A 26,172-nucleotide genomic window follows, 5' to 3' on the forward strand; every position below is an offset into this window, starting at 1 on the left:
GAGGATCCGCGACCCGTCACGAGGGGACTGCATGAATGCCGGCGTGAAGCGCACGCCGATGTCAGGTGAGCACCTGAGAAAAGATGATCAAGGTCGCAGACGGCGGAATGTTATCAGCTTCAAGTAACCCTGCAGAGACCGCTTACTAGCGCTCTTCACACGGTCAACAGACCTTTGTTCAAAAGGGGTTGGTGAAGGCGGACAGAACGCCGCGAGCCCGGCCCCGACCTCGCACGGGCCCTGTGTCGCCGAGGTCCGCACTCCCCGCCGGGGCGCCGGCCGTTCGGTGGCCGTGGACGGCCAGCTGATCCTAGACTCGGACGCACGCTCGGTGATCTTGGTGAGGGGGCCCGACTACGGTGTCGGACAAGCGGGTTGTCGTCGTGACCGGCGGAGGTACGGGCATCGGGGAGGCCACGGCCCGGCTGCTGCGCGAGGAGGGTCACCGTGTGGTCGTCTCCGGACGGCGGGCCGAGCCGCTGCGGCGCGTGGAGCGGGAGACCGGCGCTCTGGCCCATCCCTCCGACGTGGGTGATCCCGCAGCGGCCGAGGGTCTCGTCCAGGCGGCTCTGGCCGCGTACGGGCGGCTCGACGGGCTGGTGCTGAACGCGGGCATCGGGCGGGGTGGAGCCGTCGGCGACCTGTCGTTGGCGGACTGGGACGAGGTGATGCGCACCAATGTCACCGGTCCGCTGCTCCTGCTGCGCGCGGCGGTCCCGCACCTGCTGGAGAGCAGAGGCGCGGTCGTCGGCGTCGCTTCGGTGTCCGCGCTGCGCAACGGCACGAGCAACGCCCCGTACGCCACCTCCAAGGCGGCCCTGCTCCAGCTCTGCCGTTCCGTCGCCGTCGATTACGGGCGTCAGGGGGTGCGCGCCAACGTCGTGTGCCCCAGCTGGGTCCGGAGCGAGATGGCGGATCGGCGCATGGCGCGTTTCGCCGAGGAGACGGACCTGGCCGGTGGGGGCGTGGAGGGCGCCTACGAGGAGGCGACCCGGTTGCTGCCCATGGGGCGGCCGGGCGAGCCGCGTGAGATCGCCGAAGCGATCGGCTGGCTGCTGTCCCCGGCGGCGTCGTACGTCAACGGCGCGGTGCTCACCGTCGACGGCGGGGCGACCGCCCTCGACCCCGGAACGCTCGCCTTCGACTTCCACATCGCGCCGCGTGGCGGCGACGGCTCCGACACCCCTCGATGAGCAGGGGGCGGCCGGGGTCCGACGGTGTGGTGCTCCACGGGTTCCTCCGGGGGCCCTGCGGTCCGGCGGACCTCGGGTCTGGCATCTCCGGGGACCACCTACCCTTGACTCATGACCACCAGCAGCGACCGGAGCCCGGCAGTGGACGTTCGATCATCTAAGAGCTACGAGATCCGCACCTACGGGTGCCAGATGAACGTCCACGATTCCGAGCGATTGTCCGGGCTGCTCGAAGAGGCCGGTTACGTACGCGCCCCCGAGGGCTCGAACGGCGACGCCGACGTCGTCGTCTTCAACACCTGCGCGGTCCGCGAGAACGCCGACAACAAGCTGTACGGCAACCTCGGCCACCTCGCCCCGATGAAGACGAAGCGCCCGGGCATGCAGATCGCCGTCGGTGGCTGCCTCGCGCAGAAGGACCGCGACACCATCGTGAAGCGGGCGCCCTGGGTCGACGTCGTCTTCGGCACGCACAACATCGGCAAGCTGCCCGTCCTGCTGGAACGCGCGCGCGTGCAGGAGGAGGCGCAGGTCGAGATCGCCGAGTCGCTGGAGGCGTTCCCCTCGACGCTGCCGACCCGGCGCGAGAGCGCCTACGCGGCCTGGGTGTCGATCTCCGTCGGCTGCAACAACACCTGCACCTTCTGTATCGTCCCCGCCCTGCGCGGCAAGGAGAAGGACCGCCGCCCCGGCGACATCCTCGCCGAGGTCGAGGCCCTGGTCGCCGAGGGCGTCTCCGAGATCACGCTGCTCGGCCAGAACGTCAACGCGTACGGCTCCGACATCGGCGACCGCGAGGCGTTCAGCAAACTGCTGCGGGCCTGCGGGAACATCGAAGGCCTGGAGCGTGTCCGCTTCACCTCCCCGCACCCGCGCGACTTCACCGACGACGTCATCGCCGCCATGGCCGAGACGCCGAACGTGATGCCACAGCTGCACATGCCGCTCCAGTCCGGCTCGGACACCGTCCTGAAGGCGATGCGCCGCTCCTACCGCCAGGAGCGCTACCTCGGGATCATCGAGAAGGTCCGCGCCGCCATCCCGCACGCCGCGATCACCACCGACATCATCGTGGGCTTCCCCGGCGAGACCGAGGAGGACTTCGAGCAGACCCTGCACGTGGTCCGCGAGGCCCGGTTCGCCCAGGCCTTCACCTTCCAGTACTCCAAGCGCCCCGGCACTCCGGCGGCCACCATGGACAACCAGATCCCCAAGCAGGTCGTCCAGGCTCGCTACGAGCGTCTCGTCGCCCTCCAGGAGGAGATCTCCTGGGAGGAGAACAAGAAACAGGTCGGCCGCACGCTCGAGCTGATGGTCGCCGAGGGCGAGGGTCGCAAGGACGACACCACCCACCGTCTGTCCGGCCGCGCCGCCGACAACCGCCTCGTCCACTTCACCAAGCCGGACCAGGAGGTCCGCCCCGGCGACGTGGTCACCGTCGAGGTCACGTACGCCGCCCCGCACCACCTGCTCGCCGAGGGCCCTGTCCTCGACGTGCGCCGCACGCGCGCGGGTGACGCCTGGGAGAAGCGCAACGCCGCCGAGGCCGCCAAGCCGGCCGGTGTGATGCTCGGCCTGCCCAAGGTGGGCGTGCCGGAGCCGCTGCCGCTGGCCACCGGGGGCTGCGCCGTCGACTGATCGAACACCAAGGGGGGCCGCATGGCCCATTGGGTGATCACCGAGGAGTGCCTGCACAGGCTCCGGCCGGCACCTGCCGCCTGCGGTACTGCCTCGCCGAGCGCGGGTGGGGCGCGGACGCGTAGGGGCGAGGAGACGTAGGCTCCCGATCATGCTTGTCGCCGCCGCAGTCTGCCCCTGCCCGCCCCTCCTCGTGCCCGAGCTCGCCGCGGGCGCCGCACCCGAGCTGGCCGCCGCACGTGCCGCCTGCACGGACGCGCTCGGCGTGCTCGCGGCCGCCCGGCCGGACCGACTCGTCGTTGTGGGGCCCGCCGGGGAGAGCGGGCGCGGGGTCTCCGAAGAGGGGAACGGGCACGGGGCGTACGCCGAGGGGGCGCGGGGGTCGTTCCGGGGGTTCGGCGTGGACGTCGACGTACGGCTGGGGCGTGCCGGTGACGGGGCGACGGCCCCGGAGTCGTCGCGTCGACCGCTGCCGTCCTCGCTCGCCGTCGCCGCGTGGCTGCTGGAGCGGACCGGATGGGCGGACGCACCGATCGAGGGACTCGCGGTGGGGGAACCTCTGGCGGCCGAGCGGTGTACTGATATCGGAAGGGACATCGCCGCCCGGGCCGAGCGGGTGGCGCTGCTGGTGATGGGCGACGCCAGCGCCTGCCGCACGCTCAAGGCACCCGGCTACCTCGACGAGCGGGCGGAGCCGTTCGACGCGTCCGTCGCGCGTGCGCTGGGCAAGGCGGACGTGGCGGCGCTCAAGTCGCTGGACATCGAGCTCGCGCGTGACCTGAAGGCCTCGGGCCGAGCGCCCTGGCAGATCCTCGCGGGCGCCGCCGAGCAGGCGGGGCTATCCGGAACCTTGCTGTACGACGACGCGCCGTACGGGGTGGGATACCTGGTCGCGACCTGGTCGTAGGGCACGCCGACCGAAGCCGCCGGTGGGGCACGCCGGTCAAACGGCGGACGGCCGGGAGCAGTCAAGCTCCGCGGCCGTCCGGCGATGTGCCGTTCAGGTCGTCGGCGGGGGTGAGTCCGCAGGCGGCGTGCTGCTTCCGGTCGCCCTGTCGTGGCCCTTGTGCGTGAGTCGGTCCACGGCGCCCTTGGCCTTGCCCGTGCCCGTATGGATCTTCTCGCTGTACTTGCCCTTGGTCCTCTTGTCGACGACCTTCGCGGCCTTGTCGAGACCGTGCTGGACCGTGTCCTCGTGCCGGTGCGCGAAGTCGGAGACCTTGCCCTTGGCCGGGCCGAGTTTGGATTTCAAATTGTCCAGAAGACCCATCGTTCACCTTCCCGCGCGGGGCAGTTACGTGCGGGCGCCCTCACCGGCCTCGCTGTCGGCCGCCTCGTCGGAGGACTGCTGCTTGGGGATCTCGACACCGTCGTCGCCGTCGGCTTCGGTGGACTGCGCCGCGGCCGGCTGGGCCGCGTCCTCGGCCTTGGTCTCGGTGGACCCCTTCGCTTCTGCGGCCTCCTCCGCCGCGGGCTCGGCCGTTGGTGTGTCGGCCTGTACCTCGGCGGTTGACGCCTCCTCCGTGGCCTTCGACCGCCGAAGAAGTCGTGCAAAAACGCCCATATCCACTCCATACGTTACTCGTGCGGGCGAAATCCCGCGTCGTCCGGTGCGTCCGTTCGCGCCCCCGGGTCGCCGCCTCCGTGAAACCGGCGGCGGAAACCTCGCAACTGGCAACGACGCCGCGCGCGTGGCGTCACCTAACTCGTTCGAGTCCACCCCTTGAGGTTTGCGAGACTGGGGCGGTGAGCAGTGCGCCTTCCACCCCCCGTGTCATCGCCGTCGTCGGACCCACCGCGGCCGGAAAGTCCGATCTGGGCGTATTCCTCGCCCGGCGGCTCGGCGGTGAGGTCGTCAACGCCGACTCCATGCAGCTCTATCGCGGGATGGACATCGGCACCGCCAAGCTGACGCCCGAGGAACGCGCCGGCGTCCAGCACCACCTGCTGGACGTCTGGGACGTGACGGTCACCGCATCGGTCGCCGAGTACCAGCGGCTCGCGCGGGAGCGGATCGACACACTGCTCGCCGAGGGGCGCTGGCCGATTCTCGTCGGCGGCTCGGGGCTCTACGTCCGTGGCGCTGTCGACAACCTCGAGTTTCCCGGCACCGACCCCGAGGTCAGGGCCCGGCTGGAGGAGGAGCTCGCGCTGCGCGGCTCGGGTGCTCTGCACGCCCGCCTGGCCGCCGCCGACCCCGAGGCGGGGCAGGCGATCCTGCCGAGCAACGGCCGCCGTATCGTCCGGGCCCTCGAGGTGATCGAGATCACCGGCAAGCCCTTCACCGCCAACCTCCCGGGGCACGACTCGATCTACGACACGATCCAGATCGGCGTCGATGTGGCACGCCCCGAACTGGACGAGCGCATCGCGCGCCGGGTCGACCGGATGTGGGACGCCGGGCTCGTCGACGAGGTCCGCGCGCTGGAGGCGCAGGGGTTGCGCGAAGGGCGTACGGCCTCGCGTGCGCTCGGCTACCAGCAGGTGCTCGCGGCGCTCGCCGGGGAGTGCACCCTCGAAGAAGCGCGGGCCGAGACCGTACGTGCCACCAAGCGCTTCGCGCGCCGTCAGGATTCATGGTTCAGACGCGACCCGCGGGTGCACTGGCTGAGTGGGGCTGCGGCGGACCTCACAGAACTTCCGCAGCTCGCACTGGCGTTGGTCGAACGACCGGTTACAGCCTGATCACGTGATGGCATCGGGACGCTCCGGCCGTCATCGCGGCCTCCGACGCCATGCCATCATCGAGCTTCGATCGACCAAGTGGAGTCCGAGTTGGGAGGGCGCGTGGCGATGGAGGCCGGCCCTCGCGACACCGCACAAGACACCGAGAACGTCACCTCCGACCGGGGTGAGCGGGAGCAGGACGGCGACCGTCTGAGCCCCGACGGGCTCGACGAGGCGGAAGGCGGCGTCACCGACGACGGCCCGGAGCCCGAGGAGATGTACGCGAGCGGACCGGAGGTCGAGGTCGAGCTGCGCCCGCAGCGGCGACTGCGTATCTGGCAGCTCGCACCCATCGTGACCCTGGCCGCGGTCGGCTCCCTGATGTTCGCGTTCCCCCTGGCCTTCGACTTCGGCGACAGCGGGGCCGTGATCGCCATGCTGGGGCTCCTGATCTGCTCCTGCGCGGCCGGCTGGGGCATGATGGCCGCCCGCCGCGTGGGCTACACCTGGCCCGGACTGCCCCAGCGGGGTTCCGGGCGCAGAGCGGACTGGCGGGTCGTACTGGCCTACGCCCTGGTCGTCGCCGCGGTGGTCGTGCTGGCCGTGTGGCGCGTGGCGCGACTGCGCTGACCTTCACGCGCGCGTGGGCCGCCGTAGCCCCCCGCACGCTTGGCGGCGCCCCGCACGCGCATGGGGTGTCGTACCGACCCCTTACGATCGAGGAATGAGCACGCGGATCGCCTTCCTCAAGGGTCACGGCACCGAGAACGACTTCGTGATCGTCCCGGACCCGGAGAACGTCATCGACCTGCCCCCGGCCGCCGTCGCCGCCCTGTGCGACCGCCGCGCGGGCATCGGTGGTGACGGACTGCTGCACGTGGTGCGGTCCGCGGAGCACCCCGAGGCGCGGGACATGGCGGGCGACGCCGAGTGGTTCATGGACTACCGCAACGGCGACGGCTCGATCGCGGAGATGTGCGGGAACGGCGTGCGGGTGTTCGCGCGCTACCTCCAGCACGCCGGGTACGTCACTGAGGGTGACCTCGCGGTCGCCACGCGCGGTGGCGTGAAGACCGTGCACATCGCCAAGGACGGTGACGTCACGGTCGGCATGGGCAAGGCGCGGCTGCCCGAAGGGGACGTCACGGTCAGCGTCGGCGAGCGCAGCTGGCCCGCTCGCAACGTGAACATGGGCAATCCGCACGCCGTGGCCTTCGTGGACGACCTCGCGCACGCCGGTGATCTGTACTCCCCGCCGCCGTTCAGCCCGGCCTCGGCCTACCCGGACGGGGTCAACGTCGAGTTCGTGGTCGACCGGGGCCCGCGGCACGTCGCGCTGCGCGTCCACGAGCGCGGTGCCGGCGAGACCCGGTCGTGCGGCACGGGCGCGTGTGCCGTCGCCGTGGCCGCCGCGCGGCGGGACGGGGCCGACCCGGCGGCGACCGGTGCCCCGGCGACGTACACCGTCGATGTGCCCGGCGGCACTCTGGTGATCACCGAGCGGCCCGACGGCGAGATCGAGATGACCGGCCCCGCGGTGATCGTGGCCGAGGGCGAGATCGACGCCCAGTGGCTGGAAACGCTCGCTCTCTGAACGGCTCCGTGGCTTGGCATCACAGCCTGGGGCGGCTCACGGCCTGAGAGTGCGGCCGTCGGTGCCCCGGGCGCGTTCGGAATCGCCAACTCCGGTTCGTTGCATGGCGCGAAACCGTAAACCTGCAAACCCTCGCTCGAATGGGTGATCCGTTTCACGCTCGGCGAGAGGCGGTCAGCCGCACGTGATGGGCTCGGTAGCATCAAGCACCGGCCCGGACGGGGATGAAGTCGCCATCCCCTGTGCCGTGTCCGCCATGGGGCACCCCGTCCGCCGGTCCACGCAGCCGGAGGTGCCCATGAGTGCGGAGGCCACGAACCCCGCGACGCCAGGCCCGGTAGCAGGCCCTGCGACGCCTGCCGTACCCCGCAGGAAGGCCCGTGCCCGGATCGATCTGCGCCGCCTCGGCCGGGCCGCGCTGCTCGGCCCGGCCTCACGCGACCGGCTGCCGGACGCGATCAGCCATGTCGTCGACGCACATCGCGCCCACCACCCCGACGCCGACCTCGAACCGCTGCGCCGCGCCTATGTGCTGGCCGAGTCCTCGCACCGCGGCCAGATGCGCAAGAGCGGCGAGCCGTACATCACGCACCCGCTCGCCGTGACCCTGATCCTCGCCGAACTCGGCGCCGAGACCACGACCCTGACGGCCTCTTTGCTGCACGACACCGTCGAGGACACCGATGTGACGCTGGATCAGGTGCGGGAGCAGTTCGGGGAGGAGGTCCGCTTCCTCGTCGACGGTGTGACGAAGCTGGAGAAGGTCGACTACGGCGCCGCCGCCGAGCCCGAGACCTTCCGCAAAATGCTCGTCGCCACCGGCAACGACGTCCGCGTGATGTCGATCAAACTCGCCGACCGGCTGCACAACATGCGCACCCTCGGCGTGATGCGCCCCGAGAAACAGGCCCGCATCGCCAAGGTGACCCGCGACGTCCTCATCCCGCTCGCCGAGCGACTCGGCGTCCAGGCGCTCAAGACCGAACTGGAAGACCTGGTCTTCGCGATCCTGCATCCCGAGGAGTACGAGCACACACGGGAGTTGATCGTCGACAACGCCTCGCGCGCGGACGACCCGCTCGCAGTGATGGCCGACGAGATGCGCACGGTCCTGCGCGAGGCCGACATCCAGGCCGAAGTCCTCATCCGGCCACGCCACTTCGTCTCAGTGCACCGCGTGTCCCGTAAGCGGGGGCGGCTGCGTGGCGCCGACTTCGGACGACTGCTGGTGCTGGTGCACGAGGACGCGGACTGTTACGGCGTCCTGGGCGAACTCCACACCTGTATGACGCCCGTCGTCTCGGAGTTCAAGGACTTCATCGCGGTCCCCAAGTTCAACCTGTACCAGTCGCTGCACACCGCCGTCGCCCGCGAGGACGGCCAGGTCGCCGAAGTCCTCATCCGTACCCACCAGATGCACAAGGTCGCCGAGGCCGGTGTCGTCGCGCTCGGCAATCCCTACGCTCCTCCCGCGGAGGAGCAGACCGCTTCGAGCGACGGCGAGCGCGCGGACCCCACACGCCCCGGCTGGCTGTCCCGCCTCCTGGACTGGCAGGAGGGCGCACCCGACCCGGACACCTTCTGGTCCACCCTGCGCGAGGACCTCGCCCAGGACCGCGAGATCACCGTCTTCCGCCCCGATGGCGGCACCCTGGGGCTGCCCGAGGGCGCGACCTGTGTGGACGCCGCGTACGCGCAGTACGGCGAGGACGCGCACGCGTGCATCGGCGCCCGCGTGAACGGCCGCCTGGCGACCCTCAGCACGGTTCTGCGGGACGGCGACACAGTCCAGCTCCTCATGGGCCAGGACCCGGCCTCGGAGCCCTCCAGGGAGTGGCTGGAGCACGCCCACACGGCCGCGGCCCGCATCGCCATCCAGCGGTGGCTGGCCGCCCATCCGCCGCAAGGTGACACCCCTGGGGGCGAGGGAGCCGGAGTGGTGCCGTTCCGGCCCACGGTGGACGGATCGCTGTTCCGGTCCTCGGTGGACGCATCCCCGAGCCGGAAGGCCGTCGCGGAGGAGGCAGAGGGTGCCCGGCCGACTGTGGAGGGCGCGGACAGCAGTCCCGCCGGCGAGGGGCCGGATACCCGACGAGCGGCGGGAGCACCGGACGTCCGACGGGGCGTCGAGGGACCTGATGTCCGCCGGGTCGCTGAAGGGGCGGCTGTTCGCCCCACCGCCGCCAGCGTCCTCGTCGACCGCCCCGGCGCGACCGTACGCCTCGCCGGCTGCTGCACGCCCGTACCGCCCGACGAGGCCGTCGGGTTCGCCGTGCGCGGGGGAGTGGTGACCGTCCACCGCGTGGAGTGCGCCGCGGTGGCGAGGATGAAGAGCGCGGGGCGCCCGGAGGTCGGCGTGCGCTGGGGGGACACCACCGAATGCCGGGTCACCCTGGTCGCCGAATCGTTCGTTCGCCCGCATCTGCTGGCGGACCTCACGGAGGCGATGGCCCTGCAGGGCGCGGAGATCGTCTCGGCGACGGTCGAGCCCCCCAGCCAGCAGCGCGTGCGCCACACGTACACGGTCCAACTCCCGGACGCGGCACAGCTCCCGGGACTGATGCGGGCGATGCGGAACGTGGCGGGCGTGTACGACGTGAGCAGGGCGCAGCCGCAGACGCAGGGGGCGTGAGGGGAAGGGTTCGCGCCGGGTGGATTGGTGCGGGGGTGGGTGCGCGGGCATCGTCCGGTGCACCGGGTCGTACGGGTCGGTGAGGATGACGTCCTCCGTCGGCAGGGGCCGGCCTGGCCCGCCTCGCGGCTCCCCAAACCCTGCACCCACCTGACATACCCGTTCGAGTGTGCCGATCGCGCGTCGTCGACGCCCCGCACGCGCGCGCTGATAGCCGTGGTCCATGCTGCTCACCCCCCGCAACGAGGCTCGGCGACCAGTCCCTGGCGCCCCTCACCCCCGTCCCCGATCCACCCGGCGCCTCAGAATGCCCGCGCTGCTCGCCGTGGCCGTCTCCACCTGTCTCCTCGCCGCGAGTGCCCCGGCCAGGCCTCTGGGTGTCGGCGACCGCCTCTACCCCCACCTGGGCAACCCCGGCTACGACGTGGCGTCGTACGACCTCTCTTTCACTTATCCGGGCACCAACACCAAGCCCCTCCAGGCCGTCACCAAAATCGACGCCTGGACGACCACGGACCTCGACCGCATCAATCTGGACTTCGCCCACGGCAAGGTCGAGTCCGTCGAGGTCGACGGGGAGCCCGCGTCGTTCACCAGCGCGGGCGAGGACCTCGTGGTCACGCCCGAGAACCCGCTGCCCGACGGCAGCTGGACGCGGATCACCGTGCGGCACAGCAGCAACCCCGTGTACGGCAAGGAGCACGAGGGCGGCTGGCTACGGACCTCCGACGGCCTCGCGATGGCCAACCAGGCCGACGCCGCCCACGTGGTGTTCCCGTGCAACGACCACCCTTCCGACAAGGCGATGTTCACCATCCGGGTCACCGCGCCCAACGGCTACACCGCCGTCGCCAACGGCCTGCGGACCGACGTGGACCGCTCGGGCAAGACGACGACCTGGACGTACCGCACCGGGCATCCCATGGCCACAGAGCTCGCCCAGGTCTCCATCGGCCGCTCCACGGTGTTGCACCGCACCGGCCCGCACGGACTCCCCATCCGGGACGTCGTGCCCACCGAGCACCGTGAACGGCTCGAACCGTGGCTGGAGAAGACCGCCGGGCAGATCTCCTGGATGGAGGGCAAGATCGGCCGGTACCCCTTCGAGACGTACGGCCTGCTCATGGCCGATGCCGCCACCGGCTTCGAGCTGGAGACCCAGACGCTGTCTCTCTTCGAGAGAGAACTCTTCACCGGGACCACGTTCCCCAAGTGGTACGTCGAGTCGATCATGGTGCACGAGCTGGCGCACCAGTGGTTCGGCGACAGCGTCAGTCCGCGTACCTGGTCCGACCTGTGGCTCAGCGAGGGGCACGCCACCTGGTATGAGGCCCTGTACGCGGCGGAGAAGGCGGGTAAGCCGGTGGAGGCGCGGATGAAGGCCGCGTACGCCGCATCCGACCGCTGGCGCGCGGCAGGCGGACCACCCGCGGCTCCCAAGAAGCCCGAGGCCGGCAAGAAGAACGGCATCTTCCGGCCGAACGTCTACGACGGCGCGGCCCTGGTCCTGTACGCACTCCGCCAGGAGATCGGCCGTACGGCCTTCGAGAACCTGGAACGCGAGTGGGTCAGCCGTCACCAGGACGGTTCCGCTTCCACGGCCGACTTCATCGCGCTCGCGGAGGAGATCTCCGGACGCCACCTCGACGGGTTCATGCAGGCGTGGCTGTACGGGGAGAAGACCCCGCCGATGCCCGGTCAGCCGGAATGGAAGGCCGCGGACCCCGAGAAGCAGCCCGCGAGGGGCGGGAAGGCCGCGGCCGCTGCGAAGGCCGGGAAAGCTGCGAAGGCCGGGAAAGCTGCCAGGGCCGGCAAGACGGGGAAGACCGTGAAGACGGGGAAGAGCGGGCGGACGGGCAGGACCACGGAGCCCGCGAAGACCACGACGGCCGGGAAGGTCGCGAGGAGCGCGAAATAAGGCGGTGACGAGACGTCCCGTGCCGTGCGACCATTTTCAGGTCGGCGCGGCACGGGACACGGGAATCTCCCGGGGCACTCGTGCGTTGGGAGCAGTGACGGATCAGTTCCCGGGCGCTACGGACACGTTCCGAAGCGCCGGCGTCACTGCCGCCGTCGGCGCAAACGGATTCCCATAGACGTAAGGACCCAATGACCTCCTCTTCTTCCTTTTCCCAGGACAGTCAGCACTTCGCGCACAGCTACGCCGAAGGTCTTCGGGCCGATGCCCTGATGGAAGAGGACGTCGCCTGGAGCCACGAGATCGACGGAGAGCGGGACGGCGACCAGTTCGACCGCTCCGAGCGCGCGGCTCTGCGCCGCGTGGCGGGCCTCTCCACCGAGCTCGAGGACGTCACCGAGGTCGAGTACCGCCAGCTCCGTCTGGAGCGGGTCGTGCTCGTCGGTGTCTGGACCTCGGGGACCGTGCAGGACGCGGAGAACTCGCTGGCCGAGCTCGCCGCCCTCGCGGAGACCGCCGGCGCCCTGGTGCTCGACGGCGTGATCCAGCGCCGCGACAAGCCCGACGCGGCCACCTACATCGGCTCCGGCAAGGCCGAAGAGCTGCGGGACATCGTGCTCGAGTCGGGCGCGGACACTGTCATCTGCGACGGTGAGCTCAGTCCCGGCCAGCTCATCCACCTGGAAGACGTCGTCAAGGTCAAGGTCATCGACCGTACGGCCCTGATCCTCGACATCTTCGCCCAGCACGCCAAGTCCCGAGAGGGCAAGGCGCAGGTCGCGCTCGCGCAGATGCAGTACATGCTGCCGAGGCTGCGAGGCTGGGGTCAGTCGCTGTCCCGTCAGATGGGCGGCGGCAAGGGCGGCGGCCTCGCCACCCGTGGTCCCGGTGAGACCAAGATCGAGACGGACCGGCGCCGGATCCGCGAGAAGATGGCGAAGATGCGCCGGGAGATCGCGGAGATGAAGACCGGCCGCGAGATCAAGCGCCAGGAGCGCAAGCGCCACAAGGTGCCGTCGGTCGCGATCGCAGGCTACACCAACGCCGGCAAGTCCTCCCTGCTCAACCGCCTCACGGGCGCGGGCGTGCTGGTCGAGAACGCCCTGTTCGCGACCCTCGACCCGACCGTGCGCCGGGCCGAGACCCCGGGCGGAAGGCTGTACACGCTGGCCGACACGGTCGGTTTCGTGCGGCATCTGCCGCACCACCTGGTCGAGGCGTTCCGTTCCACCATGGAGGAGGTCGGCGAGTCCGACCTGATCCTCCACGTGGTGGACGGCTCGCACCCGAACCCGGACGAGCAGCTGGCCGCCGTACGCGAGGTGATCAGGGACGTCGGCGCCACCGACGTACCCGAGATCGTCGTGATCAACAAGGCCGACGCGGCCGATCCGCTGATGCTTCAGCGGCTGATGCGGATCGAGAAGCGTTCCATCGCGGTCTCGGCCCGGACCGGCCAGGGCATCGACGAGCTGCTCGCGCTGATCGACAACGAGCTGCCGCGCCCGTCGGTCGAGATCGAGGCGCTCGTGCCGTACACGCACGGCAAGCTGGTCGCCCGCGCCCACACCGAGGGCGAGGTGATCTCCGAGGAGCACACCCCGGAGGGCACCCTGCTCAAGGCGCGGGTGCACGAGGAACTGGCGGCGGATCTCGCGCCGTACCTTCCGGCGCCCACCGTCTGAGCCTTCGGAGCTGCCGTAGAACCGGTGAAGGCCCGCCCCCTGTCACAGGGAGCGGGCCTTCCGCATGTGTCAGTCCGCGCGTGTCACCGACCGCCGTACGTCTTGCTCATGTTCTGGTACAGCGCCTCGGCCTTCGCCCCCAACTGCGGGCCCGCGAGCCAGGTGTTGTCCTCCGGGCCGATGGACGTGTTCGACACCAGCTTGGTCTCGCCGTCCACCACCCGGAACCAGCCACCGCCCGACGAACCGCCGGTCATGGTGCAGCCGATGCGGTACATCGTCGGCAGGGTCGGGCTCAGCGAGAGGCGACCCGGCCGGTCGAGGCACCTGAACATCTGCAGTCCGCTGTACGGCGGCGCAGCCGGGTAGCCCCAGGCGCCCATCGTGGCGACCTCGGTCGCCGCCGGGGCCGAGAAGTCCACGTCGAGCGCGGCGCCGACCGTCTCCTCGAGCGACTTGGAGCCCTGCTCCGGCTTCACATGCAGCACGGCGTAGTCGTACGTGGCACCCGCGCCGCCCGTCTCCGAGCCGCCCTGGATCCACTCGTTCGAGGTCGAGACCCAGTCGGCCCACCAGTTGCCGTACGGGGCGACCTCCGACGCGTTCGCGTTGCGCAGCTGCGCCGCGGACTGGCCGAGGTCGTTGTAGGCAGGCGCGAAGACGATGTTGCGGTACCAGCCGCCGCTGCCACCGGCGTGCACGCAGTGGCCGGCGGTCCAGACGAGGTTGGACCTGCCGGGGTGGTTGACGTCCTTGATGACCGTCCCGGAGCACACTGCCGGTCCGTCGGGGGAGTCGAAGAAGACCTTGCCGACGGGGGCCGCGTTCTCGTGGTACGGCGTCTTCTCCGCCGTGGCCTCGACGGGCGCCGGCTCCGGGTCGCTCACGCCCTGGTCGGCCGCGGTGTCCTGCGTGGTGACCGTCTTGTTGGCCTCCTGCGCGGACTGCATCCGCTCAGGCTTCCACAGACCCTCGATCACCGGGTTGACGAAGTCCTTGGCCTCGCTGAGCCACTTGTCCTTGTCCCAGTTCTTCCAGGCGCCGTCCTTCCACTTGTCGACATCGATGCCGTGTTCTTTGAGCTTGTCCTTGATGTCGGCCGGGATCTGGATCTTGCCGTCGAGGCCGTCGGCGGCCTGGGACGCGGTCGCGTCGGCCTTGTCGCTCGCGATGTCCTGCGCCGAGCCGCCACAGGCGGTCGCGGTCAGGGCCAGGGCGGCGACGAGCCCGGTGGCGGTGAGGACGGAGCGCCGCCTGCGGCGTGGAGCTGCGGGCGTACGTGTGGAACGCATGGTGCGGTAACCCCCGTTGGAACGTGCCTTGTTGTCATGCCTGGTGTCATGCGCAGGTGACGAAGGGCGTGCAGGCTCCAGTGCCGACCCTTCGAACGCGACATCCCACTATGCCCGTGGAGTTGAGGGCGAACGGCGGCGAGGCGGTGAAGGTTTCTCCCCACCACCTCGCCGCCGATCCCCGCGGTGCCGTCACCTCACCGGCCGGCATCCGGGGGCGTCACTGACCGGCGTACTTCTCACTCACCGAGTCGTAGATGTCCTTGGCACCCTCGCCCAGCCGGGGGCCTGCGAGCCAGCCCGCCTCCACCGGCCCGATCGAGGTGTTGGACACGAGCGCCGGCTTGCCGTCCGAGCCCGTCGCGACCCAGCCGCCACCGGACGAACCGCCGGTCATGGTGCAGCCGATGCGATACATCGTCGGATCCGATGCGTTGATCGACAGCCGGCCCGGCTTGTCCTGGCACTGGTACATCGTCTCGCCGTCGAACGGCTTCGCGGCGGGGTAACCGAGCGCCTTGATGCTGGCCACGTCGGGCACGGCCGGGGCGTTGAAGTCCACCGGAAGGGCCGAACCCACCGTCTCCTCGAGGGACTTGCCGTTGCCGCCCGCCTCCGGCTTCACATGCAGCACGGCGTAGTCGTACGACGCGCCGTCCCCGCCCGTCTGGCCACCCTGCGCGATCCACTGGTCCGAGGTCTTCGCCCAGTCGGCCCACCACACGCCGTACGGAGCGATCTCCTCCCTGGTGGCGCTCTCCAACTCCGCGGTTCCCATGGCCTCGTCGTTGTACGAGGGCACGAACGCGATGTTGCGGTACCAGCCGCCGCTCTTGCCCGCGTGCACACAGTGGCCCGCTGTCCACACCATGTTGGACTTGCCGGGGTTGGCCGGGTCCTTCACGACCGTCGCCGAGCAGACGGCCGAGCCGTCGGGGGTGTCGAAGAGCACCTTGCCCGCCTGGGGGGCGTTGGCGTGGTACGTGGGCGACACGGCCTGCGCGTCCACGGGCTTCGGCGTCGGGTCGGTCACACCCTGGTCACCGGAGAGGTCGCTGTCGTCGACACTGCGGTCCGGGTCCTCGGCCTCCCGCATGCGGTCCGGGTTCCAGAGCCCTTCGATGATGGGGTTGATGTAGTCCTTGGCCTCGCGCAGCCAGTCGTCCTTGTCCCAGTTCTTCCAGGCGCCGTCCTTCCACTTGTCGACGTCGATGCCGTGCTCTTTGAGCTTGTCCTTGATGTCGTCCGGGATCGTGATCTTGCCGTCACCTCCGGCCGCCGCGGACGCGGTGGCCTCGCCGCCCGCGTCGGCTTTGCCCGACTCACAGGCCGTGACGGTAAGGGCCAGCGCCGCGGCGAGTGCGACCACGGGCAGCGGGGAGGTTCTGCGGAGCGCGCTCCTCCCCCGGCGAGCGGTGAACGACGGCCGTATCGATCGCATGATCTGACTCCCCCTGAGGTGACAGTACTTAGAAGCCGCAGCCGTGAACTCCCGCTGATCACTCTCTGGTTCCGCGTGATGTCACGGCGCGTTGTGACGGCATCACACACTATGCGGTCGCTGTGGGGGAGTTCCGACGGTACGGCAACGGTTTCGCTACGGAAAGGATCTTGAAGCAACCCGTAACCCGGTGAATGGTCCGGGGTTGGTAGCGGTTGGGGGCCCGCCGCCCGTGGGCGGCCCCCAGTGCCCAGTTCCCCGGAGTTTCGAGTGGACGCTCGCGGGGCTTCGTATGTCGGGTCGGGCGAGGATCACGAGAGACCTGCTCGCCCCTGGACAGCGGGAGGACAGGGAGCCATGGCCGTGACCGAATCTTTGCGCGGGGGGACGTCCGAGTCGGCGGGGGCGCGCGCCGTGCACGAGGGGATCCTGCGACGGCAGTCGGCGCGCGAGTCGGCGGCGCGCACCTACGCCCGTGCCCTGCCGATCGTCCCGGTGCGGGCGCGTGGACTGACCATCGAGGGCGCGGACGGCCGCCGCTACCTGGATTGCCTCTCGGGCGCCGGGACCTTGGCGCTCGGACACAATCACCCGGTCGTCCTGGAAGCCATCCGCAAGGTCCTCGACTCGGGCGCACCGCTGCACGTCCTCGACCTGGCGACCCCCGTCAAGGACGCCTTCATCACGGAGTTGTTCCACACTCTGCCGCCCGGTCTCGCCGGGCGCGCACGCGTGCAGTTCTGCGGACCGGCCGGCACCGATGCGGTGGAGGCCGCGTTCAAGCTCGTCCGCGCCGCGACCGGACGCACCGGAATACTCGCCTTCACCGGCGCCTACCACGGGATGACCGCCGGAGCGCTCGAAGCATCCGGCGGCGCCTGCGACGTACGGGTCGCGCGCTTGCCCTACCCGCAGGACTACCGCTGTCCCTTCGGAGTAGGCGGGGAACGCGGTGCCGAACTCGCCGCTCGCTGGACCGAATCCGTCCTCGACGACCCCAAGTCGGGCGTTCCGCGCCCCGCCGGGATGATCCTCGAACCCGTCCAGGGCGAGGGCGGAGTGATCCCCGCACCGGACGGCTGGCTGCGCCGCATGCGGCAGATCACGGCCGACCGATCCATCCCGCTGATCGCCGACGAGGTCCAGACGGGGGTCGGTCGCACCGGCTCCTTCTGGGCGGTGGAGCACAGCGGCGTCACTCCTGATGTGATGGTCCTCTCCAAGGCCATCGGAGGCAGCCTTCCCCTGGCCGTCATCGTCTACCGCGACGACCTCGACGCCTGGCAGCCCGGCGCCCACGCCGGCACCTTCCGCGGCAACCAACTCGCCATGGCCGCCGGCACGGCGACGCTCGCCTACGTCCGCGAGAACCGTCTCGCCGAGCGTGCGGCTGAACTGGGTTCGCGGATGCTCGGCCAACTTCAGGGACTTGCGGGGGAGTTCGCGTGCATCGGCGATGTGCGGGGCAGGGGGCTGATGATCGGGGTCGAGGTGGTGGAACCAGAGAGCGCCCCCGAGCGGGGCGAGCGTCATCGGGCGACCCCGGCAGGGGGCGAGGGGGACGCCAGCGGGCAGGGGCTGGAGCTTCTGGCAGCTCTTGAAGGGGGTCATCAGGGTGCCCCTGGCCAGGCCGAAGGGAGGGCTGCTGACCTCGGTCGTGCCGGAGGGGGGAGGGGCGCCCTGGTAGGGCTCGAACCTGCCGGAAGCGCGGACGGCTCCTCGGCAGGCCTCGCCTCCACGGCCCGAGCCGCAGGAGCGGCAGCGCAGGTCCCGGATCGTCACCCTCGACCAGCCGCCCCGGAACTGGCGATCGCCATCCAGCGGGAGTGCCTGCGACGCGGCCTGATCGTCGAACTCGGCGGCCGACACTCCAGCGTCGTGCGGCTGCTTCCGCCCTTGACCATCAGCGATGAACAGGCAGCCGCGGTACTGGACCGGTTGTCCGACGCGGTGGACGCGGTCTCCCGCGGCCACACAGGCAACGACCGGACGCACCAGCCGAACCCACGGCACCGCCGGCACGACGACCGGGCCGACTGCGCGGGATAGCGCGGCAGCCGAGGAGGTCGCGCCGACACGCACTCCGACCGCTGCCCTCGCGCCGACGTCCGCTGACGCCCCTACCCCAAAGTGGCTCGCTCCCCATCGACGCATCCCTTCCGCTCCGAACGTCTCTCCCAACCGCCGCACCTCCTCCAACCCCCACTTCACAGCTCCTCCGACCACACGCCTCAACGCGGACCACACGCCCACGCCCCGCCTCATCGCAGAACGTCGGCCGCCCCGCACGAGCCGGAACCACCCCAAGAGGACCAGCCTTGATCACCACCCCCGCATCCGACGGCCGTGCCGACACCAGCGCGCGAGGCTCCTCCGACGCACACCTCCCCCAGCCGCCGCCCGCATCGACGACCGCGTCGGCTCCCCGCGGGCAGGGACGAGCTTCCGAGCAGGTCGGTACATCCGCCGGGGCAGGTACTCCCGCCACGGCAGGTACTCCCGAGGGGGCTGGTGCTTGCACCTTGGCAGGTACCTCTGCACAGCCAGGTACCTCCGCACAGGCAGGTACGTCCGCGCGGACAGGCCCCTCCGCACCCACAGGAACACCCGCACAGGCGAGTGCACCGGCCCTGGACGAAGCCGTGTCGCAGGCACCCGCGCCGGCACAGGGAACTGCCGGTGCACAGGTGCCGGTACGGCCGCCGACGCAGGCAGGTGCCCCACGAGCCGAGCAACTGCACGGCGCCACCGCCGACCTCCTGGAGCATCCCGACCCGCACGCCGCGGCCCAGGCCGCCGCAGTGGAGAACCTGCTCCGCTGCTGGATCCGTGAGACCGACATCCCGGCTCCCGACAACGGGATTCTCCGCATTCCACTGCCTGCCACGGGTACGGACTTGCTGATCCCGGTCCCGTACTGGTCCCCGACGGGATGGCACCGTCTCGGCCACCCCCGCCTGGCCGACGCACCTGACCACGCCCCACCGATCGACGCCGTCACCCTCGCGGCACTGCTCAGCCGGGAGGCAAGCGAGAGAGCGAACACCACCTCCGCTGCCACCGACCTCGTCGCTCGCGTCGCCGACTCCGTCCGACGGACCGTCACGTTCATCAGTGAGCGCCGGGACAGTCCCGCCGAAGGCGCCGACCTCTTCCTCACGGCCGAGCAGGCCCTCGTGCTCGGACACCCACTCCACCCGACCCCGAAGAGCCGCGAAGGTCTCTCCGAGACCGAAGCACGGCTGTACTCACCCGAGTTGCGCGGCTCCTTCCCCTTGCATTGGCTGGCTGTCGCTCCCTCCCTCCTCGCCACCGACTCGGCGTGGACCGAGCGTGGTCGTGTCGTACCCGCGGCCCAGCTCACGGCCCGCGTGGCCGGCCCGGGCCTGCCGCTGCCCGACGGCTACGCGGCTTTGCCTCTGCATCCCTGGCAGTCGCGAGAGATCCGGCACCGACCCGAGACCGCGGCCCTGTTCGACGCCGGGCTGCTCCGGGACCTCGGCGCCCACGGCGCACCTTGGCATCCCACCTCCTCCGTCCGAACCGTCCACAGATCCGACGCCGCAGCCATGCTCAAGCTGTCGCTGGGCCTGCGCATCACCAACTCCCGGCGGGAGAACCTCCGCAAGGAGCTGCACCGCGGCGTCGAGGTCCACCGACTCCTGCGCAGCGGCCTGTCGGCACAGTGGCAGGCCGCACACCCCGGATTCGACATCGTTCGCGACCCGGCCTGGCTGGCCGTCGATGCGCCGGGCGGTGATCCCGTGGTCGGCCTCGATGTGGTGATCCGGCACAACCCGTTCAAGCCCACCGACGACGTGTCCTGCGTAGCCGGACTCGTCTCGCCGCGCCCTCGGGCACAGATCGGCGCCATCACGGATCTACCCCGGTCGGGCAGGCAACCTCTGCAGTCCCGACTGGCCGACCTGATCATGAGCCTGGCCGCCCGGACGGGCCGCCCTCGAGGGGCCGTGGCCGCCGAGTGGTTCCTGCGCTACCTCGAGCAGGTCGTCCGACCGGTGCTCTGGCTGGACGCCGAGGCGGGGATCGCCCTGGAAGCGCACCAGCAGAACACGCTGCTCCTGCTGGACAGCGACGGCTGGCCTTCGGGTGGCCGCTACCGCGACAACCAGGGCTACTACTTCCGTGCGTCCCGCCACGCGGATCTCGCTGCCCGGCTGCCCGGCATCGGCGAGCACAGTGACACCTTCGTCTCGGACGAGGTCACCGACGAACGCTTCACGTACTACCTGGCGATCAACAACGTGCTCGGTCTCATCGGAGCGTTCGGCTCGCAGCGTCTCGCCGACGAACAACTGCTGCTTGCCGCCTTCCGCCGGTTCCTGGGAGATGTGGCCTCCGGCCCCACCCGGCTGCGCACGTCACTGCCTGCCCGACTGCTCGACTCACCGGTTCTGCGCTGCAAGGCCAACATGCTGACCCGGCTGCACGGCCTCGATGAACTGATCGGCCCGGTCGACACTCAGTCCGTCTACGTCACCATCGCCAACCCCCTGCATTCCTGATCACCACCGTCACACCTCGGCAGCGCCACTTTCGACCACGGTTGACGAGCACCGCTGTCTTTCGATCATGGTCGACCGACTCCGCTGTCTGCCTGCGTCCCTGATCAAGGCCTCTGACTTCACCAACTTCCGTCATTCCTGGGGAACATGACCCACCCCGCCTCCTGAGAGGAGTGTCGCCGTGCCTCCCACCGATGCGAGTACCAACGCCGGCACCGTCCCCGTCTCCGATATCGGCATCGCCACGAGCCCGGGTACTCGTGAGAGTTCGATCGACACTGGCGCCGGCAAGGACGCAGACAGCGAGGACACGCTGGACCTACGCCTGCCCGACGAATTCGTCGCGCTGTTCGGGGACGGGCCTGACTCGGTCGGGGAACGGAGCCTGGGTGGTCTCAGCACGGTTGCACCCTCCTCCGTCCTGTCGATCGCCGATGATCTACTCGACTGCGTTGCCGACTGGGGACCGATCCGCACACCGGCAGGAGCGCTTCACCTTGCCCCCGTGAGGGTCGGGCGAGACCTCCCGATCATCAGCCAGTGGATGAACGACCCTGCCGTGGCGGCGTTCTGGGAACTCGGCGGACCTCAGGCCGCGGCCGAGGAACATCTGTGGTCCCAGCTCTCCGGTGACGGCCGCAGCGTTCCCTGTCTGGGGATGCTGGAGGGCACGCCGATGAGCTACTGGGAGATCTACCGCGCCGACCTCGACCCGCTGGCCCGGCACTACCCGGCTCGGCCTCATGACACCGGACTCCATCTCCTCATCGGCGCCGTCGGCGATCGTGGGAGAGGGCTCGGTGGAACCCTGCTCCGAGCCGTCGCCGACCTCGTGCTGGACCGGCGGCCTGCCTGCGCTCGCGTCGTAGCCGAACCCGACATTCGCAACACCCCTTCCATCGCCGCTTTCCTGAGCGCCGGCTTCCGGTTCTCTGCCGAGGTCGACCTGCCCGCCAAGCGGGCCGCCCTCATGGTCAGAGACCGGAGCCTGCGCTATCTGGTGTGACGCCGTGTCGCTGCAGCGTCACTTTTGGTACACCGCTCACGCCGAACCGGTTCCCACATTCGGCCAGCCGATCTCGGATCCCGCTGCGCCGATCTCACATCTCGCCCCGTCGCTCCACGACATTCGCTCCAGACCAGACCCCGAAACGCCTCGGACACCTCCGAACCGACCTCGACGGAACCGAACCGACTTCGATCGCGCCCGAACCCTCCCTGACTTCGATCGAACCGACCCCACACGAACCCGAACCGATCCGATCCACACCCGAGGAACCCCCGGTCTTGATCCCGCCCCTCGTCACCACCGTGATCACCCGCTTGTCAGTGCCGGGCCGTAGGGTGGTCGCGCTATGACGAAGCCCTCACTCCCCGAACTCCTGCATGCTGCCGTCACCGCCGTCGGCGGTACGGAGCGCCCCGGCCAGGTGACCATGGCCGAATCCGTCGCGGAGGCGATCGACGGCGGATCCCATCTGCTGGTCCAGGCCGGCACCGGCACCGGAAAGTCGCTGGGCTATCTCGTGCCCGCGCTCGCGCAGGGGGAGCGCGTCGTCGTGGCGACGGCCACGCTGGCGCTGCAGCGCCAGCTGGTGGAGCGGGACCTGCCGCGCACCGTTGACGCACTGCACCCGCTGCTGCGCCGTCGCCCCGAGTTCGCGATGCTCAAGGGCAGGTCCAACTACCTGTGTCTGCACCGCCTGCACGAGGGAGTCCCGCAGGACGAGGAGGAAGGCCTCTTCGACCAGTTCGAGGCAGCCGCCCCCACCAGCAAGCTGGGGCAGGACCTGCTGCGGCTGCGCGACTGGGCGGACGAGACGGAGACGGGCGATCGCGACGACCTCACGCCCGGCGTGTCCGACCGGGCCTGGGCCCAGGTCTCGGTGTCGTCGCGGGAGTGCCTCGGCGCTTCGAAGTGCGCGTACGGCGCCGAATGCTTCGCCGAGATGGCTCGTGAGCGGGCCAAGCTCTCGGAGGTCGTCGTCACCAACCACGCGTTGCTCGCGATCGACGCCATCGAGGGCGCACCGGTCCTCCCGCAGCACGAGGTCCTGATCGTCGACGAGGCGCACGAACTGGTCTCGAGGGTCACCGGAGTCGCCACCGGCGAACTCACTCCCGGCCAGGTCAACCGCGCGGTTCGCCGTGCCGCGAAGCTCGTCAACGAGAAGGCCGCCGACCAGCTCCAGACGGCCGCCGAGGGCTTCGAACGGCTGATGGAGCTGGCCCTGCCGGGCCGCCTGGAGGAGATCCCGGAGGACCTCGCCTACGCGCTCATGGCACTGCGCGACGCATGCCGCACCGTCATCTCCGCGATCGGTGCCACCCGTGACAAGTCCGTGCAGGACGAGGACGCGGTCCGCAAGCAGGCGCTCGCCTCGGTCGAAACCGTGCACGACGTGGCGGAGCGCATCACCAACGGCTCCGAGTGGGACGTCGTCTGGTACGAGCGCCACGACCGTTTCGGCGCGTCCCTGCGCGTGGCCCCCATGTCCGTGTCGGGACTCCTGAGGGAGAAGCTCTTCGCGGACCGCTCCGTCGTCCTGACCTCCGCGACCTTGAAGCTGGGCGGCGACTTCAACGGCGTCGGCGCGTCCCTGGGGCTCGCTCCCGAGGGGACAGAGGGCGATGACCTGCCGCAGTGGAAGGGAGTGGACGTCGGTTCGCCCTTCGAGTACCGCAAGCAGGGAATCCTGTACGTCGCCAAGCACCTGTCACGCCCCGCGCGAGACGGCGACCGTGTCGACATGCTCGACGAGCTGACCGAGCTGATCCAGGCCGCCGGCGGTCGCACGCTCGGTCTGTTCTCCTCCATGCGGGCCGCCCAGCTGGCCGCCGAGGAGCTCCGCTCCCGCATCCCCGAGTTCCCGATCCTTCTTCAGGGCGAGGAGACGCTCGGCGAGCTGATCAAGAACTTCGCGGCCGATCCCAAGACCTGTCTCTTCGGCACGCTGTCCCTCTGGCAGGGCGTCGACGTGCCCGGCACCAGCTGCCAGCTGGTCGTCATGGACAAGATCCCGTTCCCGCGCCCGGACGACCCGCTGATGAGTGCCCGCCAGAAGGCGGTGGAGGATGCCGGAGGCAACGGCTTCATGGCGGTCGCGGCCACCCACGCCGCCCTGCTCATGGCCCAGGGCGCCGGCCGCCTCGTACGGGCGTCGGGGGACCGCGGCGTGGTCGCCGTACTGGATCAGCGGCTGGCTACAGCCCGGTACGGCAGCTACCTGAAGGCTTCACTGCCCGACTTCTGGTACACGACGGACCGTAACCAGGTCCGGAAGTCGCTGTCCGCGATCGACGCGACGGCGAAGCAGGCGGAGGCGGACCAGCCACAGTGATCGGGGTGGGCCTGTCGTGGCCGCGCCGCCGCGACCACGACAGGCCCACCCCGATCCGGGATCCGGTGACTACGTCGGACCCCGCACAGCACCAGGGCGGCTCGGCCCCACACCGCACAGGGCCCCACACCACCGGGCACCGGACAGCACAGGGCCCCGGAACCGGCGCAGGGGTCCCGGGGCCCGGTCAGGGGGCGACGCCCTTCCGGCGTCGCCCGCCGCAGCCGTCACACGCGGCGCAGCACGGCCACCACCTTGCCGAGGATGGTCGCGTCGTCGCCCGGGATCGGCTCGTACGCGGAGTTGTGCGGGAGGAGCCAGACGTGGCCGTCCTCGCGCTTGAAGCGCTTGACCGTGGCCTCGCCATCGAGCATCGCGGCCACGATGTCGCCGTTCTCGGCGACCGGCTGGCGCCGCACCGTGACCCAGTCGCCGTCGCAGATCGCGGCCTCGATCATCGAGTCACCGACGACCTTCAGCACGAACAGCTCGCCGTCACCGACCAACTGCCGGGGGAGAGGGAAGACGTCCTCGACCGACTCCTCGGCGAGAATCGGGCCACCGGCGGCGATACGGCCGACCAGAGGGACGTAGGACGCGGCGGGTTTGCCCGCGGTGTCCGTGGGTTGCACGGAAGCGGCCTGGTCGGAGCCGCGCACCTCGTACGCGCGCGGGCGGTGCGGGTCGCGGCGCAGGAAGCCCTTGCGCTCCAGTGCCATCAGCTGGTGAGCGACCGAGGACGTGCTGGACAGGCCGACCGCCTGGCCGATCTCCCGCATCGACGGCGGGTAGCCGCGCCGCTGCACGGAATCCCTGATGACCTCGATCACGCGGCGCTGCCGGTCCGTGAGCCCCGAGCTGTCCGCCCGGATGCCCGGAGGTCGGCCCGGTAGGGAGCGCTTGTGCCCCTCGGGATTCATGGCTTCGTTCATCGCATGCACCGGCTCGAGTCGGCCCTGGGAGCGGTCCTGGGCAGTGATGGTGGCACTGTCTGCGGTGGTGGTCACGTCGGCCCCTCTCGATGGTCTCCCTGCTGCACAACGGTAGTTGCTTTCGAAAGGTTGCGCCAAACACACGTTCGAGTGAAAAATCGCGAATCGCCTGACGTGATCATGTGTCTGGGTGTATAGCTAACGCGCTTCCCGGCGGATAAAAGGGTCCATTGTTGTACTCTTCACCGCCGGTGAACGACCTCGTGGGTCATGGTCCAAGTCTGCCATCCGACATCGGGCCGACCGTGAAGTGACCCCCATTTGTGCGGGAGTCCCACGTCCCCTCCGTGTGGCGCTCACGGTATCTCCGTATGTGTCGCAGCGATACGGCAGTGCACGCACGCGTGCGGCGCGTCGGTATGGCAGTACCGCACATAGCTGTGCGCGTGCGACACGCGCGTAGGGCGTGCGTGTATGAGCCAATCCCCACATCTAGTGGTTGGATTGCAGCAGCAGCCCAGAAGTTGTGGTCCCCCCGGTCTTCGGACGCTCGGAGATCGCCTATGCTTGGGGCTGCTTCGAGGGGCCCGTGAGGCCCAGCGAGGCTATTGAGTCTGCTGTGAGGAGGGTTGGAGTTATGCACTGCCCCTTCTGCAGGCACCCCGACAGCCGTGTCGTCGACAGCCGTACGACCGACGACGGCACGTCGATCCGCAGGCGCCGACAGTGTCCTGACTGCTCCCGTCGTTTCACGACCGTGGAGACTTGCTCGCTGATGGTGATCAAGCGGTCCGGAGTCACCGAGCCGTTCAGCCGTACCAAGGTCATCAATGGTGTGCGCAAGGCATGCCAGGGACGGCCTGTCACCGAGGACGCGCTCGCCCAGCTCGGCCAGCGGGTCGAGGAGGCGGTGCGGGCCACCGGAAGCGCCGAGCTGACCACCCATGACGTGGGGCTGGCCATACTCGGCCCGTTGCAGGAGCTCGACCTCGTCGCATATCTGCGATTCGCCTCTGTCTACCGGGCGTTCGACTCGCTCGAGGACTTCGAGGCCGCGATCGTGGAACTGAGGGAGGCGACGGGACGCCCCGCCGCGGACGACGACGACCGCGAAGGCGACGCAGAAGCTGTCGCGGGGGGCCGGGAAGACGATCGCGGGTCCGGCGGGGCTGCACAGGTCCCCGTGCCCGCCAACGCCGCCGACTGAGGGCCGGCCGGTTCCGGTCCTCGGACTCGGGATCCGGCCGCGAGGCGGCGACACAAGACCTGCTGCGGGTGGCGATCAGAGGGTGCCCGCAGCACCAGACAGAACA

The 26,172-nt window shown here is 70.1% G+C and carries 19 protein-coding genes; 14 read left to right on the forward strand and 5 right to left on the reverse strand.

What is annotated here, in order from left to right:
- The first annotated feature begins 359 nt into the window (after window positions 1–359).
- From EJ357_RS34115 to EJ357_RS34125, 3 genes are all read left to right on the forward strand, one after another.
- The gene (locus tag EJ357_RS34115; RefSeq protein WP_126395542.1) at window positions 360–1,193 is read left to right on the forward strand and encodes an SDR family NAD(P)-dependent oxidoreductase; all 834 of its coding nucleotides are present in this window, start codon (window positions 360–362) and stop codon (window positions 1,191–1,193) included.
- Between the two features lie 111 nt (window positions 1,194–1,304).
- The gene (miaB, locus tag EJ357_RS34120) at window positions 1,305–2,831 is read left to right on the forward strand and encodes a tRNA (N6-isopentenyl adenosine(37)-C2)-methylthiotransferase MiaB (RefSeq protein ID WP_126395543.1); all 1,527 of its coding nucleotides are present in this window, start codon (window positions 1,305–1,307) and stop codon (window positions 2,829–2,831) included.
- Between the two features lie 151 nt (window positions 2,832–2,982).
- Window positions 2,983–3,738: a class III extradiol dioxygenase subunit B-like domain-containing protein gene (locus EJ357_RS34125; protein ID WP_126395544.1), complete on the forward strand. Its 756-nt coding sequence runs from the start codon at window positions 2,983–2,985 to the stop codon at window positions 3,736–3,738.
- A gap of 93 nt (window positions 3,739–3,831) precedes the next feature.
- Here EJ357_RS34125 and EJ357_RS34130 read toward each other — a convergent pair whose 3' ends face one another.
- Together EJ357_RS34130 and EJ357_RS34135 are read right to left on the reverse strand one after the other, a co-directional pair.
- The gene (locus tag EJ357_RS34130) at window positions 3,832–4,101 is read right to left on the reverse strand and encodes an antitoxin (RefSeq protein WP_126395545.1); all 270 of its coding nucleotides are present in this window, start codon (window positions 4,099–4,101) and stop codon (window positions 3,832–3,834) included.
- A 24-nt stretch (window positions 4,102–4,125) separates the two neighbouring features.
- Window positions 4,126–4,395, reverse strand: a complete 270-nt coding sequence (locus tag EJ357_RS34135; RefSeq protein WP_126395546.1) for a hypothetical protein — start codon at window positions 4,393–4,395, stop codon at window positions 4,126–4,128.
- Between the two features lie 182 nt (window positions 4,396–4,577).
- Here EJ357_RS34135 and miaA point away from each other — a divergent pair, with 182 nt between their 5' ends.
- From miaA to hflX, 6 genes are all read left to right on the forward strand, one after another.
- Complete coding sequence (gene miaA, locus EJ357_RS34140; protein WP_126395547.1) at window positions 4,578–5,516, forward strand: tRNA (adenosine(37)-N6)-dimethylallyltransferase MiaA; 939 nt, start codon at window positions 4,578–4,580, stop codon at window positions 5,514–5,516.
- Between the two features lie 108 nt (window positions 5,517–5,624).
- The gene (locus EJ357_RS34145) at window positions 5,625–6,128 is read left to right on the forward strand and encodes a hypothetical protein (RefSeq protein ID WP_126400396.1); all 504 of its coding nucleotides are present in this window, start codon (window positions 5,625–5,627) and stop codon (window positions 6,126–6,128) included.
- 94 nt (window positions 6,129–6,222) lie between these two features.
- On the forward strand, window positions 6,223–7,092 hold the full coding sequence (gene dapF / locus EJ357_RS34150) for a diaminopimelate epimerase (RefSeq protein WP_126395548.1): 870 nt from the start codon (window positions 6,223–6,225) through the stop codon (window positions 7,090–7,092).
- Window positions 7,093–7,390: 298 nt separating this feature from the next.
- The gene (locus EJ357_RS34155; RefSeq protein WP_126395549.1) at window positions 7,391–9,724 is read left to right on the forward strand and encodes a RelA/SpoT family protein; all 2,334 of its coding nucleotides are present in this window, start codon (window positions 7,391–7,393) and stop codon (window positions 9,722–9,724) included.
- 223 nt (window positions 9,725–9,947) lie between these two features.
- The gene (locus tag EJ357_RS34160) at window positions 9,948–11,642 is read left to right on the forward strand and encodes a M1 family metallopeptidase (protein ID WP_126395550.1); all 1,695 of its coding nucleotides are present in this window, start codon (window positions 9,948–9,950) and stop codon (window positions 11,640–11,642) included.
- A 191-nt stretch (window positions 11,643–11,833) separates the two neighbouring features.
- Window positions 11,834–13,327 (forward strand): GTPase HflX, encoded by a 1,494-nt coding sequence (gene hflX / locus EJ357_RS34165; protein ID WP_126395551.1) that lies wholly within the window; start codon window positions 11,834–11,836, stop codon window positions 13,325–13,327.
- Between the two features lie 83 nt (window positions 13,328–13,410).
- Here the strand turns inward: hflX and EJ357_RS34170 are convergent, their stop codons facing one another.
- Together EJ357_RS34170 and EJ357_RS34175 are read right to left on the reverse strand one after the other, a co-directional pair.
- Window positions 13,411–14,619 (reverse strand): trypsin-like serine peptidase, encoded by a 1,209-nt coding sequence (locus EJ357_RS34170; protein WP_126395552.1) that lies wholly within the window; start codon window positions 14,617–14,619, stop codon window positions 13,411–13,413.
- A 220-nt stretch (window positions 14,620–14,839) separates the two neighbouring features.
- Window positions 14,840–16,060: a trypsin-like serine peptidase gene (locus EJ357_RS34175; RefSeq protein WP_126395553.1), complete on the reverse strand. Its 1,221-nt coding sequence runs from the start codon at window positions 16,058–16,060 to the stop codon at window positions 14,840–14,842.
- Window positions 16,061–16,417: 357 nt separating this feature from the next.
- Here EJ357_RS34175 and EJ357_RS34180 point away from each other — a divergent pair, with 357 nt between their 5' ends.
- The 4 genes from EJ357_RS34180 to EJ357_RS34195 all read left to right on the forward strand — a co-directional run bounded on the left by EJ357_RS34180 (window position 16,418) and on the right by EJ357_RS34195 (window position 23,927).
- Window positions 16,418–18,109 carry a diaminobutyrate--2-oxoglutarate transaminase family protein gene (locus EJ357_RS34180; RefSeq protein WP_175647617.1) on the forward strand — a complete coding sequence of 564 codons (1,692 nt, stop codon included), beginning with the start codon at window positions 16,418–16,420 and terminating at the stop codon, window positions 18,107–18,109.
- Between the two features lie 593 nt (window positions 18,110–18,702).
- Window positions 18,703–20,586, forward strand: a complete 1,884-nt coding sequence (locus tag EJ357_RS34185) for an IucA/IucC family protein (RefSeq protein ID WP_407698431.1) — start codon at window positions 18,703–18,705, stop codon at window positions 20,584–20,586.
- A gap of 181 nt (window positions 20,587–20,767) precedes the next feature.
- The gene (locus tag EJ357_RS34190; RefSeq protein ID WP_126395554.1) at window positions 20,768–21,592 is read left to right on the forward strand and encodes a GNAT family N-acetyltransferase; all 825 of its coding nucleotides are present in this window, start codon (window positions 20,768–20,770) and stop codon (window positions 21,590–21,592) included.
- Window positions 21,593–21,941: 349 nt separating this feature from the next.
- Window positions 21,942–23,927 carry an ATP-dependent DNA helicase gene (locus EJ357_RS34195; protein WP_126395555.1) on the forward strand — a complete coding sequence of 662 codons (1,986 nt, stop codon included), beginning with the start codon at window positions 21,942–21,944 and terminating at the stop codon, window positions 23,925–23,927.
- Window positions 23,928–24,154: 227 nt separating this feature from the next.
- Here EJ357_RS34195 and lexA read toward each other — a convergent pair whose 3' ends face one another.
- A complete protein-coding gene (lexA, locus tag EJ357_RS34200) occupies window positions 24,155–24,934 on the reverse strand; it encodes a transcriptional repressor LexA (RefSeq protein WP_093911680.1) in 780 nt (259 codons plus the stop codon).
- A 562-nt stretch (window positions 24,935–25,496) separates the two neighbouring features.
- On the opposite strand from lexA, the gene nrdR reads away from it, so the two are divergent.
- Complete coding sequence (gene nrdR, locus EJ357_RS34205) at window positions 25,497–26,066, forward strand: transcriptional regulator NrdR (protein WP_126395556.1); 570 nt, start codon at window positions 25,497–25,499, stop codon at window positions 26,064–26,066.
- Window positions 26,067–26,172: the final 106 nt, after the last annotated feature.

Origin of the sequence: Streptomyces cyaneochromogenes, from assembly GCF_003963535.1 — a bacterium.
In the GTDB taxonomy this organism is placed as follows: Bacteria; Actinomycetota; Actinomycetes; order Streptomycetales; family Streptomycetaceae; genus Streptomyces; species Streptomyces shaanxiensis.

Bases quoted from the DNA above. Each gene is read 5' to 3' on its own strand.
- miaB (WP_126395543.1), top strand. From the start codon at position 1,305: ATGACCACCAGCAGCGACCGGAGCCCGGCAGTGGACGTTCGATCATCT.
- EJ357_RS34125 (WP_126395544.1), top strand. From the start codon at position 2,983: ATGCTTGTCGCCGCCGCAGTCTGCCCCTGCCCGCCCCTCCTCGTGCCC.
- EJ357_RS34130 (WP_126395545.1), bottom strand. From the start codon at position 4,101: ATGGGTCTTCTGGACAATTTGAAATCCAAACTCGGCCCGGCCAAGGGC.
- EJ357_RS34135 (WP_126395546.1), bottom strand. From the start codon at position 4,395: ATGGGCGTTTTTGCACGACTTCTTCGGCGGTCGAAGGCCACGGAGGAG.
- EJ357_RS34145 (WP_126400396.1), top strand. From the start codon at position 5,625: ATGGAGGCCGGCCCTCGCGACACCGCACAAGACACCGAGAACGTCACC.
- dapF (WP_126395548.1), top strand. From the start codon at position 6,223: ATGAGCACGCGGATCGCCTTCCTCAAGGGTCACGGCACCGAGAACGAC.
- EJ357_RS34155 (WP_126395549.1), top strand. From the start codon at position 7,391: ATGAGTGCGGAGGCCACGAACCCCGCGACGCCAGGCCCGGTAGCAGGC.
- EJ357_RS34160 (WP_126395550.1), top strand. From the start codon at position 9,948: ATGCTGCTCACCCCCCGCAACGAGGCTCGGCGACCAGTCCCTGGCGCC.
- hflX (WP_126395551.1), top strand. From the start codon at position 11,834: ATGACCTCCTCTTCTTCCTTTTCCCAGGACAGTCAGCACTTCGCGCAC.
- EJ357_RS34170 (WP_126395552.1), bottom strand. From the start codon at position 14,619: ATGCGTTCCACACGTACGCCCGCAGCTCCACGCCGCAGGCGGCGCTCC.
- EJ357_RS34175 (WP_126395553.1), bottom strand. From the start codon at position 16,060: ATGCGATCGATACGGCCGTCGTTCACCGCTCGCCGGGGGAGGAGCGCG.
- EJ357_RS34180 (WP_175647617.1), top strand. From the start codon at position 16,418: ATGGCCGTGACCGAATCTTTGCGCGGGGGGACGTCCGAGTCGGCGGGG.
- EJ357_RS34195 (WP_126395555.1), top strand. From the start codon at position 21,942: ATGACGAAGCCCTCACTCCCCGAACTCCTGCATGCTGCCGTCACCGCC.
- nrdR (WP_126395556.1), top strand. From the start codon at position 25,497: ATGCACTGCCCCTTCTGCAGGCACCCCGACAGCCGTGTCGTCGACAGC.